Annotated in this window: 10 protein-coding genes and 2 pseudogenes; 4 read left to right on the forward strand and 8 right to left on the reverse strand. The window is 54.7% G+C overall.

Going from position 1 to position 16,003, the window contains the following annotated elements:
* A pseudogene (locus HZS80_RS23400) lies at positions 1-113 on the forward strand (IS30 family transposase); the annotation flags it as partial.
* A 2-nt stretch (positions 114-115) separates the two neighbouring features.
* On the opposite strand, the gene HZS80_RS06345 reads toward HZS80_RS23400, so the two are convergent.
* The 7 genes from HZS80_RS06345 to HZS80_RS06375 all read right to left on the reverse strand — a co-directional run bounded on the left by HZS80_RS06345 (position 116) and on the right by HZS80_RS06375 (position 11,940).
* The gene (locus tag HZS80_RS06345; protein WP_179915497.1) at positions 116-2,164 is read right to left on the reverse strand and encodes an Eco57I restriction-modification methylase domain-containing protein; all 2,049 of its coding nucleotides are present in this window, start codon (positions 2,162-2,164) and stop codon (positions 116-118) included.
* A 132-nt stretch (positions 2,165-2,296) separates the two neighbouring features.
* Entirely contained in the window at positions 2,297-4,009 is a 1,713-nt protein-coding gene (locus HZS80_RS06350) for an RNA-binding domain-containing protein (RefSeq protein WP_179915498.1), read from the reverse strand.
* Between the two features lie 12 nt (positions 4,010-4,021).
* Positions 4,022-7,456 carry a BREX system P-loop protein BrxC gene (gene brxC / locus HZS80_RS06355; protein WP_179915499.1) on the reverse strand — a complete coding sequence of 1,145 codons (3,435 nt, stop codon included), beginning with the start codon at positions 7,454-7,456 and terminating at the stop codon, positions 4,022-4,024.
* Between the two features lie 78 nt (positions 7,457-7,534).
* Positions 7,535-8,086, reverse strand: a complete 552-nt coding sequence (locus HZS80_RS06360; RefSeq protein WP_179915500.1) for a BREX protein BrxB domain-containing protein — start codon at positions 8,084-8,086, stop codon at positions 7,535-7,537.
* Positions 8,083-8,832, reverse strand: a complete 750-nt coding sequence (locus tag HZS80_RS06365) for a hypothetical protein (protein WP_179915501.1) — start codon at positions 8,830-8,832, stop codon at positions 8,083-8,085. The genes HZS80_RS06360 and HZS80_RS06365 overlap by 4 nt, the downstream gene beginning before the upstream one ends.
* Positions 8,833-9,205: 373 nt before the next feature.
* Positions 9,206-10,477: a 4-aminobutyrate--2-oxoglutarate transaminase gene (gene gabT, locus HZS80_RS06370; RefSeq protein WP_179915502.1), complete on the reverse strand. Its 1,272-nt coding sequence runs from the start codon at positions 10,475-10,477 to the stop codon at positions 9,206-9,208.
* 11 nt (positions 10,478-10,488) lie between these two features.
* The gene (locus tag HZS80_RS06375) at positions 10,489-11,940 is read right to left on the reverse strand and encodes an NAD-dependent succinate-semialdehyde dehydrogenase (RefSeq protein ID WP_179915503.1); all 1,452 of its coding nucleotides are present in this window, start codon (positions 11,938-11,940) and stop codon (positions 10,489-10,491) included.
* Between the two features lie 139 nt (positions 11,941-12,079).
* Between HZS80_RS06375 and HZS80_RS06380 the strand changes: the two genes are divergently transcribed.
* From HZS80_RS06380 to HZS80_RS24075, 3 genes and pseudogenes are all read left to right on the forward strand, one after another.
* Complete coding sequence (locus HZS80_RS06380) at positions 12,080-13,498, forward strand: aminotransferase-like domain-containing protein (protein ID WP_179915504.1); 1,419 nt, start codon at positions 12,080-12,082, stop codon at positions 13,496-13,498.
* A gap of 113 nt (positions 13,499-13,611) precedes the next feature.
* Entirely contained in the window at positions 13,612-14,304 is a 693-nt protein-coding gene (locus HZS80_RS06385) for a transglycosylase SLT domain-containing protein (RefSeq protein ID WP_179915505.1), read from the forward strand.
* 336 nt (positions 14,305-14,640) lie between these two features.
* A pseudogene (locus HZS80_RS24075) lies at positions 14,641-14,883 on the forward strand (integrase core domain-containing protein).
* Between the two features lie 35 nt (positions 14,884-14,918).
* Here the strand turns inward: HZS80_RS24075 and HZS80_RS06400 are convergent.
* A complete protein-coding gene (locus tag HZS80_RS06400; RefSeq protein WP_179915507.1) occupies positions 14,919-15,992 on the reverse strand; it encodes a LacI family DNA-binding transcriptional regulator in 1,074 nt (357 codons plus the stop codon).
* Between the last annotated feature and the right edge of the window lie 11 nt (positions 15,993-16,003).

Genomic DNA, 16,003 nt, shown 5'->3' on the forward strand with positions numbered 1-16,003 from the left:
ATAAGCTAAACGATAGACCAAGAAAGCGGCTGGGATACCGAACCCCAGCCCAGGTGTTCTTAGGTGAATACTCAGGAGCGCTAGAAACCGCAGGTGCTGCACTTATTAGTTGAATTCAGGAGTTAGCCGTTTCATTGACAGCCGTTTGAACGGGTTCCCAGATCCAGCTCAGGTTTTCAACCTCCCAAAACATTTTGAAAAACTGATAAAGGTCGCCAGCATGTAGGCCGCTTCTCGCATCAGCAAATTTGACTAGTAAATCACGCTCCGAACTCTCTGGGTTTATAAAGCGCATGTCAGGGTTTTTTCTAATCTGCGCTATATTGACTTGGCTGATTGAGCCAGAAACCGTTGATCTAACATTATCTTGTATTTTTTTATTTGCTGAGTAGTCTGAAAGTGAGAACGAGCTTTCCTTTTCATTTCCAGCTTGGGAGATTATCAGAGCAGGGTTTGCCCGTATCGGTGTTGAAAAGGCATTCCATCCTAGGCGCAACACAAGAAGAGGCTTATGTTTTTCTAGATAGTTTTCCCGATATTGCATGTAGGGCCCTAAGTAGAGCCACTCGCCGAGAGAAACTACTGCATAACTACCATTTGGCTTTATCCACTCCCTGATCCTTTCGATAAAGGCCATTGCTAAGTCATATTTACCTGTCGAATAGTTTTTCTCAATAAACTCGATGAGTCGAGGGTGGTGCTTTGAAATCCCTAAATAAGGAACGTTTGTTAGGGCTAGGTCGTATTTTTGGGAAAGTAGAACAGCAGATTTCGCCACCCCCTTTGCAACAACACCTACCTCAGAGCGCTCTTCATCTCTCTCATCCGCCAATACCTTAGAAATTATTGGCCCAACTTCTTCCCACTTTTGCTTAAACAGTGTTTCGTTGTCCAAGCTTGCCTCAGGATTGATCAGGCTTCCCAGAATTGGTGCGTCTTTGAACTGATTGTAAAGCTTTTCAAGAGCGATTCCTAAATTAGTGTCGTTCCCGGCTAAGTCCAGCCACTCACTTTTCTTTGCATTGATCGCAAGGCCGGAGCAGGCAAGATGCAGCTCGGGCAGCTTGCGATAGCCGCCGGTGGCGGGGAAACGCCAGGCGGTAAGGGCGAGGGCAAAAGCGGCGAGCTCCACGCAGCGCTGGTCGATCTCCAGGCCGTGCAGGTTGTCGCGCAGCACCGCATCCACGGCGTCGCGGGCGCTAAGGCCCTCCAGCTCCCTGCGCATGGGCACCAGCATCAGCAAGGCGGCGACTAGGAAGTGGCCACTGCCGCAGCAGGGGTCCAGGGTCTTGAGCTCAGCAAGGCATTGTGGCCAGGCATCGAAGGTGCCGGCGGCGGGCGTCCAGTTTCCGGTTTCCTCGTCTTTAACGAAGCGCAGGTACTCCAGCGGCACGCCCGGCAGGCTGGCCTTGTCGCGCAGTTCCTGTTCGCTCTCGGCGTTGGCCAAGTCGGTATCGGACAGACGGAGGGCGGCCCACCAGGCGCCCAGGCTGTTATCGAGCAGAAAGCTGACCATATAGGGCTCAGTGAACAGCTGGGTGACGGCGGGCAACTCGTCGGCACCGATCTTCACCTCGGAACGGTTGATGCGTTCCTTGTTGTCGGTCTGCCAGAACTGGTAGACCCAGCCCAGGCTGTCGCTGGCGTGGAAGACTTCTACCGGCAGGCCGGCAAGCAGCTCCTCCAGCTCGCGTTGGTACTCGGCAGCTAGGGTGAGCTCGAAGACCGGGCTATCGACGCGGAACACCTGGGGCAGCATGGTGCTGGCCAGCTTCGCCGCTAAAGCCCAGCCACTTGAATGGCCCTCCTCCTCCGCCAACTCCTCGCACTCTTCCAGGGTGACGGCCACGCCGTCATACATCAGCAGCTCGTTCTCGGCCAAAAAGCGGGCAAACAGCATGCGATGCCAGTGCTCGTAGGCGATCTCGCCAATCAGCCGGGTAACTGCCTGGGCGCCTTCCTTGAGTGGATCACCAAGGCTGCGGGCGTGGGCGCGCAAGCGGCGACGCAGGGCGCGCTGATTGTCGTTTAAATAGCCAGGAGCGCTCTCTTCGCCTACACCCAGCTGTTCCAAGGCGGCCCCGGCGGCCTGTTCGGCCACTGGGCGTGCTTTACGAACAGTGCGATCGAGCTGATTACGGAGTGCTTTATCGAGTGGCTGCATGCCAATGTCCTTGTAGTCCCTACGAAGCTTTCTCTACAAAATTATCTTCGCAAATACGTTTCTATTGCGCGTAAGCATTAATTTGCGCATTGAGCGGTTTTTAATGCTCATTTTAATGCGCAGCGCATTGGCTTACGCATTAAGATATTCATAACGAGCGTGCTTGCCTCGGCCAGGCGGCTGAATTTGTGGATTTTCTTCGCGAAGTTCTCGCATCAAACGGTAAGCATGATTGCGGTCGAAACGCGTTATCTGGCGAATTTCTTGATTAGTGAGGCCAGCCTCGCCGCGTTTGGCGCGCTCCATTAAGATGCTTAGCACTCGCATTTTGGCGGCATCCCAGTCGATACGTCGGCGGGTTTCTGCGCTTCCGTCCGTGCAAAGGCGAGCGTATAGCTCCGGGTGAATGCTCCAGTAGGCACCACGGCCACTACCGCCGTGCTCTACGTAACCTTGCTGCTCCATACGCGCAAGCAATTCACGCGTTTCGGCTTCGCTACGCTGGCAAAGACTTACCCCCATCCCGGTATCCATTTCAGCGTGTTGAAGGAGGTATTGCAGTAGCAGTAACTGATCAACCCCTAAAGATCGGCCACTTTGGCTTTCTTCGGCCACAAACTGCCGGAATACGGCATTAATCTCACGCTGGTGGAAAATTACCGCAACGGACTCCCCGATTTCACGAATCACCGGCGGCTCTTTACCCTCCATCAGCATGGCTGAATACATTCGGCTAACGCCGAGGTTCGTCCGGTTTACCAAGCGCAGTTTAACTAAAGCATCTACGAGCAAGGGGTTTCGTGCCGCTGGCTGATGGTGGAGGATATTGTTCTCTCTAATACCCGCAATAAAACCACCGTTGTTGCTAATTTCCAGACGCTGTGAGTAAAGCTTGACCATCACCGGGCCAGCAATGCGTAGATCTAGGTGGCAGAAGGCATTCATCAATGCCTCGCGTATGGCTATTTCTGGCCAAGTGCGGTATTCGAAGTGGAACATGCCCTGTTCCACGGTGGTGATAGGATTAAAGGGTACCAACAGGTCTTCAATACGCTGAACAGAGATAGGAATGGCACTAACTCGGTCTTCACGCACACCATAGACGGTATCGGATTGCATCTGCAGAAAAGTCCACAGATGCCCTGGTACATGCTCGCGCAATGCCGCTTCGGTACCCGCCAATAGAATAGCGGCCCTTGTCAGCTGCCCCTTGCGTATCAATCCCAACGTATCCAGCAGTTCTATATCTGGTCGGCGCAGCAACTCTTCGGGCGCTCGTTCACGTTGCGCTAGGGTGCGCAATGCCTCCATCGCCACCGGGGAAAGCAGACTTTCATCAACGCGACCAATGGCCTCGGCGGTGTAGTCGGTTTCACCGGTCTCGACGCCGATTTTGCGGCGCATTGTGCCGGTAAGTGGCTGGCAGTCTTTACCGACCCTCACGGTGCCACCGCCTTTGGTATCGGTATGGGGCGGCATGCCAGGATGCACCTGCATAATCAGCACTCGGCCAGTGCCCTCAGGTACATGTAGCTCTTCAAAAACGGGCATGATATGCGGATCCGTTTTGTCGTAAACGGCTCGCTTTAACATATTTACGTCGATTTCCAGTGGCACGCCCAGTACGGCGCTTTCGCGCCCTTTTACTTTGTCTGCCACGCCATATACGACGGTACCGCCACCGCCATTGGTCATACAAACCGCCATTTGCACAACCTTCTGTACCGCCTTATCACGACTGCTGGTATCCCACTGTTTAAAATCCAGATCCTGGTCTTCTAGGTCGTCAGCAATACAGTGCTCTAGTTCGTCTAGCAGCGCTTCGACGTCGCGTTGTGTTCTCATGCCCTTGCGCTCCTACTGGGTGATGACCGGTCCATTCTGGAGGGCATCGCGTAACTCTCGACGGGCATCCTCAAGCCAAGCCTCGATATCATCTTCACTTTTCAGCGTGCGGCGGGGTAATTGAACAAACTGAATTTCTGGCTCCATCGCTTCGGCGGCTTTTACCAAGATGTCATCAAACCGGCTGGAAAGTGCAGCAATGCGATCCGCTAAGGCATCAGGGCGTACATGGCTTAAAGTAGCCATTACCTCCTCTGTTGAGCCTAGGCTAATGGCAGGTGCGCCGGCAGCTGTAAGGCGTTTGGTGGCAAGCAAGTCGTGTCGCTCATCAGGCGATAGCTGTTGCCAGTTATCGTCAGCATCTAAGCGCTGCATGCCAGTGGCGTGTTCATGCTCATAGCGCTGCTGGAGGTCGTTGAATACCTCTCGGAATTGTTGGGTCAGGCTCGCTAGCAACGGCTGCACGGGGTCAGGGTCGTCTAATAAGGAGCGGTGCGCTTTAATTTGCTCCACCTGAACGAGCAAGGGTTCAGCCCCATGGAGCCCTTTCGCATAATCGGCAAGCTGTTTAAGTGTTCCCCAGGAAGGTCGGCGTTGTGTAATCTTCTCAGCCGTGTCCTGCCAGGTTTCAATGGCATTGAGCAGCTCATCCTGGTTGGTAACGATCGCCTTCAGCTGGTCGTTACCACTACTTAAGCGAACCGCATCGAGCGCATCCACATTGGGTTTTTCTGGCAGCGGAGCTTCGCCCCCCGCTTTCTCTGCGAGTGCTTGTAGCTGTGCAACAAATTCAGGAGCTTTGGAAGACTCTTCCCCAGACTTAGGGTTCACGCTGAGCTTCTGCATCACTTTACGAATTTTGATGCGCTCACCGGCGGAAAGGGTGGTGGCTTCAATACGGAAGTCCGTTTTTCCGATTGCCCGTCGATCAAGCTCTTGTGGGGCGGTATTATCTGCCGCTCGAATTTGGCCTGCGACCAACAAAACTTGTAGCGCACCATCAATGGCATCTTGAGGCCAGCCAAAATCACCATGCTCAAAATGGTCGCGTATCTCGCTGCCCTTTTTCCCGTTAGATAAGTAGCTGAGAATCGCCTTACACACAGGATGCGCCTGAGGCTCGCCGTCGTAGCCAATAGCACTCAGCGCATCAGGCGCGCCCTGCTTCGCTTTGGCATACACTTTGTCCCAATTGGCATGATCCGCCAGGTGAAACTTGGGGTGCAGACGCGCTAACGCGTTCTCAGCACCTTCTAAAATAGCGTCGCGTAGCGTGGCTCCGATAATTTCATTGCCACCGCCCTGAAACACCTGGGCACCGTTGAAGGCATCGTCTAACAGCTCTTTAATGCGGCGCTGGGCACTATTTTGCGTGGTTTGCATTGCCCCGCGTGCTTCTTGCCCCTCAGGGGTACCTGGTGTACCTCGGGTTTCCAGTGTTGCCGTCGCCGCTCTAAACTCAATCAACTGATTGCGTAATTCGTCAGCAGAACGCTTAGGGATAAAGACAAACAGTGTGGGAGACTCTGACCCAGCTTGGCGAGCATCGGCACGTAGCTGGCTAACATCATCCGACCAACCATTACGTACCCATACATAGAGCTTTTCGTTCGCATCGTTGGGCAGAGCCATATCAAATATTGGCGACAGCGGCCGCGGCACTTTAGCGTTACCGTGGGTCAGCGTGAGGTTGCCTACCTGCTGAACAAAGTGCTTACGTATGAGATCATCGCGCTCAGTTTCAATTTGATGCGTAGCATTACCCAGCGTGCTCTTATGGCTAAGAAAAGCGTCGTTCCAGGCAGCACTCTCTTCGGTTTGAATGCGGTATTCATCCCCTACTTTGATGATGAACTCACAATCATCCAGTAGCCCAGGCAATTGGCTGCGCAGTGAGCTGCTGCCTGCTTTTAGGTCATCGACTAACAGGTCGGCAATATTATGGAGCGTGGGGTGCAGGCCCAGATCGGTGTTCGTGCTGGCTACTTTATTAATCAGAAACACAATCGCGCAAGCGCGTGCCATCAGCTGCTCTGTTTCATTGCCACCTCTCCAGCGCTGCGTTGCATCGTGCAAACGGCGAGGCAGCATACGAAACTGCAGTAGCTTATCTGAGAGATTAAAGTAGAGATAATCGGCCGCAATGATGTTGCCGAGCGGTTCGTCTAAATTAGTTTTTATCGCCGCGTGGATAAGGCTTAGCTGGCCACGAAGCTGGCTGTCGGTGCCTGTTTGGTCTAGTACGCGTAGCGCTGCATCCCAGAAACGCCTGCGTACCGGCAGGATGGGATAATCTTGAGCGAAATGCTGGGTATCATCCTGTTTATGGGCAATAGAAGACTCAGATAGGTGGCGCGAAATCTCGCCAACATTATTGTCCATTACCTGCTGAACGGATGTTTTTGCTTCTGGCTTCTTAGCGAGCAGCACTTGCCGAATAACGGCATCAACATCGGCGTCAGACAGCTCGATGCGGCTGGTGAAACGCCCCTGCAATCGCGCTAGGTTGCTGGTACCGGTAATAGCGGTTTGGCCCGTACCAATAAACATCAGTCGGCTGCCTAAGCCTTTACAACAAGCCTCTACTGCTTCTTGCACTTCAATTGAGCGCTGCCCATCAGTGCCTATGTACTGCTGTACTTCGTCTAACACGACTAACGTAAGGGGCAGTTTGTCATTTTCACTAATTGCCTGGCGAATCGCCTTGAGCATGTCGTCACTGCTGACATCACTGGTAGGCGGGAAAAGATTGCCTAGTGTTTCTGCACACACTTCCACGCTGCTAAACGTTTTAGGCTTCGCTCTTACCAGCGCTTCATGCAGCGACTCTGCTACATAGAAGTTATCCAGCTCTTCTTGCCAATCATCCCCTTGAGCCACTAGGTCTTCACGCACCTGCTCCAAAACGCCTTCATCGCGTAGCCACATGACAAAGCGCGCCACCGGATACTGCTGCGGCAGGCCCGCAGCGCGAAAAATTACCGAAAGTAGGGCTAACCGAACGCTTTGATCGCGAGAGCTCGCCCCTAATGTTCCAGAGGCTGCAAACAGTCCACCATGTCGCTTACCCTGGGTAGTTAGCTCTTTGAAGAGGTCTTGTATCTCTTGGGGTAAATGGACGATACCGCGAGCAGTGGCGCCGTCATCAAATGCCACGTCTTCCCACAGGTTACGAAGCATTTTCGCCATGTGGGACTTACCCGAGCCAAAGAAGCCGCTAATCCAGACGCCTGGCTGCTGAGAAGCGCCACTGCTCAGGTTTCTCAGGTAAGTATCCAGAATGTCGAGCATGCCTTTCGCATATTGACCATCGCAAACAAACGTCTCTAGCTCATAGCGCAGGACTGTTTGGGCGCGACTGCTAGTGTCGTCATTGACGTACGCAACGCCCTCGTTGACTAAGCGTTGCTCAGCGGGATCCTTTGCGTATACATCACGATTGCGCATGCAGCCTTTCCTCGACGGTGGGAGTGTACGTTTGAAGCAGGTTTACTTAAGTTAATATAGAGGTACTGTATATCAGGCTTAGCGCACGCCGTCAGGTGTAATCGGCGTTGCTAGGTAATTCCAACCGTCATAGCCATCTAAAAGACGGTAGTTATTATTTTCAAAACTGCCGGGGAACAAGACAACCAACCTACCCGTGATGTGTGGCGCTAGGCGGTCGACAACCTCCTTTACCTTCAGTAGGCCGAACACACTTCCCACACCATGCACTGCAACAACATGGTTGTCGTCAACGGAGTGTTCATTCAGCTCCCACATGAAGCGCTGTTCTAACCAGTCTAGGTAGCGGTGAATGGCCGTTGTCAGCTTGGAAGGCGATTTAAAATATGACGTGGCGTACTTTTGCTCCGCCACCCATAGGGCAAACGTATTTGTTAGATCAAAGGTTACCCATTCATGACCATTCTGCCGGGTGATCAGCTCAAACTCATCTAGGTTGGCGCGCAGCCGCTGCTCTTCTGTTTCGGGATAAATACAAAAAATCACACGTTGAGCAGCCGCCGTATCGTCACGCCAAGGCAACGAGATAAATTGACCATAGGAGTCAATCAGGCGTTTCACTTTGCTCATAGCATCTCTTCCTGGGCGGTATTGGCTTGGATCACTGACATAGCACTATTAACAACAGGAGCAAGTGCGGGAAAGTCGACATCGATAACGTTATCCACCCGACGCATCACCATCAAGCCGCGTGACGATGCGCTGGCAGCTAATGCTAAGAAGCGGTCAGTGCCACAGTCCAGCAACTTACAATATGGGCTTTGTAGCAATAGCTCGCCTCTTCCACCTTGAAGCCAAGCAAGATACAGCGCATAAGCGACAGCACCTGCCGTCGGTTCAAGGAGCGTGCGTACTTTCTTTACATGACCGCGTAGATGGCCTGATTTAGTGAGAGTGCCATTAATATTCTGAGCTGTAGATCTTCGCGTAGCGGGGCTAAAACGTTCGGGCCAACACGTTTCGATAAGCTTTTCGGTCCAGTCTCGCGTGATCACTGTGCCGGGGGGCTGCTGGAGAATCTCTACGATTGCTCCGCGCAACAGGCTATCCCGCGCGGTTGCGGTTAATAAAGCCAGCTGCGGACGGGCCTCGACATCACGACACCAAAAATACCGAAGCCCAGCAAAAATGGGATTTTCAGGATCGAGTCCGTATAGCTCTGTTAGGTGCCTAGCAGTTAGCTGACGCGAGCGCCCTGAGGGCTTGGCGAGACAGTTTTGCTCACAAACCGCCGCCTGATATTGATCTGGGGATGCGTCTATTTCCACTGAATTCAGCAGCGTAGTCAGTTCGGCCAGCATCATCGTGCGCGACATGTGTACTCCGCCCTCACGTGACATAAACCCCATAGCTTTCAGCTTTTTAGCATCATACATCGGCTTTATTTATCGACCACTCTGCCAGGAATTTAAAACCACCACTTTATCACGGTTGCTGGTGCGTTATAGGCCAAGTCCCTCGGTCAATATACCAAAGCAATAAGCACACAAAGGAGCCACCAACTAATCCCCAGGTTTGAGCTTGATGCTACTTCTGCCCACAAAGTAGGTTTGTGGGACGTAGGGCGAAGCTAGAGGGAGCATTTTGTGTCTTGGTTCTATCAATCAGCGCGCTAAAAACGCTAAACCCGCCCATCACCAGCAGCTTGCGCTGTTTGACGAGGGCGGGCTTTGTGATGCTTAAACGATATTAGCTAAGCGCTTCCAGAGACTGCTCAATAATGCTCAACCCTTCTTCCAGCACTGCAGATGACACCGTCAGCGGCACCAGAATCCGTATGCTGTTGCCGTAAAAACCACAGGAGAGCAGGATCAGACCTTTCTCGCGGGCTTTGGCACATAGCGCGCCGGTCATCTGCGTATCTGGTTTGCCGTCGCTATCCAGCAATTCAAACGCTGCCATGGCGCCGAGCTGGCGGCCGTGGGCGACGGCGGGGAAGCGCTCTTCCCAGACGGCGAAGCGCTCAGCCAGCATTTTGCCCATCTGCTCGCTGCGGGCCAGGATATCTTCCTCTTCAATCACCTCAATGACCGCCAGCGCTGCGGCGCAGGAGAGCGGGTTGCCGCTGTAGGTGCCACCTAGGGAGTTAGGGCCAGAGGCGTCCATTACCTTGGCGCTACCTACCACGGCAGAGAGCGGCATGCCGTTGGCCAGGCTCTTGGCGGTGGTCAGAATATCCGCCTCGATACCGCTATGCTCCAGAGCAAACAGCTTGCCGGTGCGAGCAAAGCCGGACTGCACTTCATCGGCGATCAGCAGAATACCGTGCTCGTCGCACAGGGCGCGCAGCGCTTTTAGGTAGTCCGGTGAGGCGATGTAGAAACCGCCTTCGCCCTGTACCGGCTCGATCACGATGGCCGCCGTGCGGTGCGGGGCGATATCGGTTTTGAACAGTGTGCGAATGGCGTTCAGCGAGGCTTCTTCGCTGATGCCGTGCAGCGGATTGGGAAACGGTGCGCGGAACACGTCACCCGGCATCGGGCCGAAGTCGTTCTTGTAGGGCAGCACCTTGCCGGTCATCGCCAGGGTCATCATGGTGCGGCCGTGGAAGGCACCGTCGAAAGTAATAATGCCGGTGCGGCCAGTGGCAGCGCGGGCAATCTTCACGGCGTTTTCCAGCGCTTCGGCACCGGTGTTGACCAGCATTGCTTTGCGCTCTGGGCCGCGCACCGGGCTTAGTTCGCAAAGCTTTTGGCACAGCTGCACGTAGGGCGCGTAGGAGATCACCGCGGCGCTGGTGTGCATGACTTTCTTGAGCTGCGCTTCAACCGCGGCGACAATTTTCGGGTGACGATGGCCCAGGTTCAATACGCCAATCCCACCGGCGAAATCGATCCAGCGGTTGCCATCGGCGTCCCACAGCTCGGCGTTTTCAGCGCGCTCGGCAAACTGGGTGGTCGGCGTGGCAGCACCGTTGGCAACAAAGCGAATTTTCAGGTCGTTCAATTCTTGGTTAGTCATCATCGTTCTCTTTATAAACCGCCAACGCAGACGTATTTCAGTTCAGTAAATTCATCGAGGCCATGGTGTGAACCTTCACGGCCCAGCCCGGACTCTTTCACACCGCCAAAGGGCGCAAGCTCGGTGGAGATCAGCCCTTCATTCACGCCCACCATGCCGTACTCCAGTTGCTCCATGGTGTGCCAGATACGGCGGTAGTCGGTGGCGTAGAAGTAGGCCGCCAAGCCAAAGGGCGTATCGTTGGCCATCTGGATGGCCTCTTCATCGCGGTGGAAGCGGAAGACCGGCGCCACGGGGCCGAAGGTCTCTTCATCAGCCACGGCCATTTCAGTGGTGACGTCGGCCAGCACCGTGGGCGTATAGAAGCGCTCACCGGCAGCGTGGAGTTTGCCGCCACACATAAGACGTGCGCCCTTGCTTTGGGCGTCGTCCACGTGTCGCTGAACCTTGTCTACCGCCGCTTGGTTGATCAGCGGGCCGATAATGCTGCCTTCCGCTAGGCCATCACCGACTTTCAGCGCGTTCACTCGCTCGGTCAGCTTGCTGACGAACGCATCGTAAATGCCGTCCTGCACCAGGAAGCGGTTGGTGCAGACGCAGGTTTGTCCGGCGTTGCGGAATTTGGAGGCGATGGCGCCATCAACAGCGGCATCCACATCGGCGTCGTCAAACACGATAAACGGCGCGTTTCCGCCCAGCTCCATGGCGGTTTTCTTTACCGTGCTGGCGCACTGGGCCAGCAGGTGTTTGCCCACCGGGGTCGAGCCAGTAAACGAGACTTTGCGAACACGGGGGTCGGTGGTGAGCACTTCACCCACGGCGGCCGGTTTGGAAGCGGTGACCACGTTAATGGTGCCTGCTGGCAGGCCAGCTTCCAGGGCTAAATAGGCAGCGGCCAGCGCGGTGAGCGGCGTAGCTTCAGCGGGTTTGATCACCACGGTGCAGCCAGCGGCCAGGGCCGGAGCGCACTTACGAGTGATCATCGCCAGCGGGAAGTTCCAGGGGGTAATCGCCGCGACGACACCCACCGGCTCGCGCAATACCAGCAGGCGCTTGTCTGCACCGTGGCTGGGCAGGGTTTCCCCCGCCATGCGCTTGGCTTCTTCAGCGAAGAACTCAATAAACGAGGCGCCGTAGGTCACTTCGCCTTTGGCTTCCGCCAGCGGCTTGCCCTGCTCCAGGGTCATCAAGCGGGCCAGGTCGTCCGTATGTTCATTAATTAGCTCAAACCAGCGGCGTAGCAGCGCTGAGCGCTGTTTCACTGGGGTAGCGCGCCAGGCAGCACCGGCGTTATAGGCGGCGGCCACGGCGTCACGGGTATCGTCAGCCCCCATATCGGCTACGCGGGCAATGGTCTCACCGGTGGCGGGGTTATCGACGGCAAAACTCTGCTGACCTTTGCGCCACTCGCTACCCACCAGGGCAGGAACCGCGTCGTGCAACCACTGTTCGATAAAGCTCATGGTCTTCTCCTAGATTAATAACACTGCGTGCACGCTAGCAGTAATGTGGTTGTCGGCGAATACACCACTTTTGCGTTCAACCAGACCACTTTTCTGTTTTACTGGAAAATTGGTGAACATCGTGACGGTGAGGATAAGGATGGATGGCCAGTCAGCTTTACAACAACTTGTAAAACACTATGCACAGCAACCTGAACGCTTAAGTAAACAAGTGCGAATAGAGCAAGCGCTGAGACAAGCGATTACCCAGGAGTGGCCTAACCAGACTCGCCTACCTTCTCACCGGCAACTAGCGTCAGCGTTAGGTGTTGCTCGGCATACACTGTCACTAGCCGTTGCGACGCTGCTTAAAGAGGGTCTGCTTACGACTTCTCATGGCAGTGGCACTTGGAGCTGCAAAGTGTCGGCCCCTGCTGTCTCAAAACCCAGAAGTGTGCAGCTATCAAAACGTGCACAACGAGTGTTGCGTTGGCCGGGTGCGAGCACTGTTCAAAGCGGCGCTTTCGTGCCCGGCATTCCTGATATCGCCCAGTTTCCAATGCGTAAATGGCGGCAGCTCTATGCCAGCGTGACGGTGCCGCAGAATGCCCTGCTGCTCTCTTACTCCACCGGCGGCTACGGCCCGTTGAAGCGCGCGATACGCGATTTTTTGGCGCGCTGGCGCAATATTAATTGCGACACTGAGCAGATCATCATCACCGACGGCACCCATAACGGCATTGAGCTATGCGCCGTGGCGCTGGCCGATGTGGGTGACACCGTTGCCATGGAGTCGCCCTGCTACTGGGGAGCACGCAACGTGTTTACCGCTGCGGGTTTAGAGATTCAGATGCTGGCGTGGCAGCCAGGCCAAGGGCATGCGCTACCGCCTGCCCCTGACCCAGTAAAGCTGGCCTACCTCACAGGCTCGCACCACTATCCGCTCAGCGTGCCTACCCGTGCGGCCGACAAACAACGCTTATGCGACACCTTAGCGCCTACTTATATTATCGAAGACGATTACGAGTTCACTCGCGACGACCACCCCAACTTGCTCTTCGACCCACACTCAGAGCGCCACTTGCTGGTGGGCTCGTTTTCCAAGATGATGTTTCCAGGTTTGCGGTTAGGCTATTTAGTGGTACCGCACCATTTAGCAGGGCCAATGAACCGTCTGCGCAGTGAACTGTTCCGCGAAGGTCGCATGCTGGATCAGGCCGTGCTGGCGCAGTTTATTTTTGATGGCGATTTAGACGCTTGGTGCCGACGCATTCAGCGCGACTATTTAGGGCGCCAGCAGGTGCTGCATGATCAACTACGCTCGCTGCCGCAGGTACGCAGCGTTTCACCGCCCAGTAGCGCCATCAGCCTATGTGTCGAGTTTGAACCGGACGTTGACGACGTAGGGATCGCTCAATCCCTGCTGAAAGAGCATTTGATCGTGCGGCCATTAAGCCCTGTTTGTGCACCAACCGATCCGCGAGTTGGCTTAGTGATGGGCGTCGGCATGCTGTCAGGGGAAACGCTGGTGCGTGAAGCACAGCGCCTGCGTCGCAGCCTGGAAGCGCTGCTGCGCTAGGCGCTATGGATAGCACATGGGTAATAGCTCATTTGTTATGCCGGAAGCTCTTCTTAACACCTTATCCACAAGCTGTATAACGCTTATTCACAAACATATTCACAAGGACTTTTATGCGTTCCCCTGTTGATGATTTTATAGGCTGTTTTACCTTAAGCTCTTCAGTGGTTCTCGCTAGGCTACGCCTATGGGCATCGCTAAGTTTTGTACTGCTTCTCTCTGGCTGCGCTATCTTTGCCCCCAACCCGCCCCAGGATCAAAGCAATATCTGTGAGATATTCCGCGAGCAGCCCAGTTGGTACGACTACGCTCAGGAGTCCGAGGAGAAATGGGGGACGCCCATAGCCACGCAAATGTCGTTTATCCAGCAGGAGTCCTCGTTTCGCAGCCATATTCGTCCTGATCGAAAATACTACTTAGGCTTTATCCCAGGCCCGCGCCCTTCTTCTGCGAAAGGCTATGCTCAGGCGCAGGACCCTGTATGGGAAGAGTATGAAGATCAAGCAGGCAGCCTTTTCTCACGGCGTTCCCATATGAAGCACGCCACGGATTTTATTGGCTGGTATAACCGCCGTTCTCAGCAACAGGCGGGGATATCACTCAGTAATCCAGAGCACCTTTATTACGCCTATCACGAAGGCGCTGGCGGCTATCAACGCGGCACGTATCGCGGCAAACCGCAGGTCTTGAGGGCAGGTCGAGAAGTGGCAGCGCGCGCCAATCGTTACCAGGCCCAACTCAACAGCTGTGAAGCGGAGTTTCAGTGCCGCAAGTTTTACCAGGTCTGGCCATTTTGCCGTAGTTAAGGAATAGATGATGTCACTATGGATGGGTGTGGCGCTGGTCAGCGTGGTGTTTTTCACCTCGATGCTTTCCGGCGTGTTTGGCATGGCGTGATACAGCTCACGGCCAATGGATCACGCGACACTATATCGTCTGGCCTGCTGTTGCTATTCAATTACAGCCCTAATGCCGCAGCCGAGAATATGTCGGTCAGCTGATGGACACATCCATTTTTGGCCGACTTTTGACCTGGTTGCTGAATAAGGTCGCGCAGCGACGCTACACTGTCAGCTTCGGTTGTCTGCTATAACGAGCCGGAGCTGACCAGCAAGGCGATATTTGCTGGATGCTTGAGAAAGGTGACGTCGGCCGTCAACCAGCCGGGCAAACCGACGCAGAATGCGTTCATCGAAAGCTTCGACGGCAAATTCCGGGACGGCTGACTCAACCAGCGCTGATTTCTGATCCTGGCGGGTGCGCGCCACGAAATCACACAATGTAGAAACCATTACAACCATGCCAGACCGCACAGCTCGCTGGGCTATTTTCCACCTGTAGCGTATGCCGAGCACTGCGCAAGAAACAGCGGTTTCTCCTATTGATAGCGAACCTAAACCAAGGGGAAGGTCAGTTTACTTCAGTCTTTACATCGGCGGGGCCTGCCAAAGGACTCGCGCTCGATCAGATTCGCCTCGAATTGAGGAACAGGGCCGAGCTTCTGCCCTCGGATACCTGCGATAGTGCGACGGGCCACTTCTTGCCCCATTTCATAGACCGGCTGCGCCACTACCGTTAGAGGCGGATCGACTAGTTCGGTCCAAGGAAAGTCGTCGTACATCAGCAGCGATAGGTCTCTAGGTATCCTGAGGTGGCAGCGACGACACTCCTTGAGTACGGCCATGGCTATCAAATTATCGGAAGCCACTATCGCGGTTGCTGGCTCGTGCATATTTAGCAGCTCCTTTATAATAGCACTCACTTTCTGGGGGCCCATGGCATTGAACTTGACTAGATCCGAATCGTATAACAGACCTGCCTCAGCATATGCCTGCTCTAGCCCTTTAATACGCTGGGCCACGGGCGATACGCTCAGCAGTGCACCTTGCCGGTAGGAAGAGTAGTCGGGCATGGTTGTCAGGTAAGCAATGCGTCGATGTCCCAACGCCAGCAGTTTGCCTATAGCCTCGCGTGTCGCACTCACAAAGGAGGCAGTAATAGCATCGATTCCCAGACCCTCGACTTCACGATCAAAAAGCGTCACCACTTGGCCTTCTTCCAAGACCTGGCGCAGATGATCGGTTTGACGCGAATCACAGGGCACCACAATCAGACCGTCGACACGTTTGTCCATAAGAACGCGAACCGCATCTCGCTCGGTTTCGACTTTTTCGTCCGTATTGATCGTGATGACATCGTACCCTTCTCCCCGAGCGAAGTCCGAGATGCCTCTCAAGGCAAGGCTGAAGTAGGGATTTTCGATATCCCCGACGACTAAGCCCAAAGTCTGTGAGCGCCCGGTATTCATGCTTCTTGCAAGCTGGTTGGGGCGGTAGTTGAGAATTGCCGACGCCGCTTCCACACGCGCCATCACAGCTTCGCTGACTGCACCATAACCGCCCAAGGCACGTGCCGCCTGGGCGCGTGAGACACCGGCCTCACGGGCAACATCTGAAATAGTGGGTGCACGTTTCGAACTCTTTTTGCCGTTCACAACGACTCCTT

The organism is Vreelandella glaciei, assembly GCF_013415125.1.
GTDB classification, from domain to species: Bacteria; Pseudomonadota; Gammaproteobacteria; order Pseudomonadales; family Halomonadaceae; genus Vreelandella; species Vreelandella glaciei.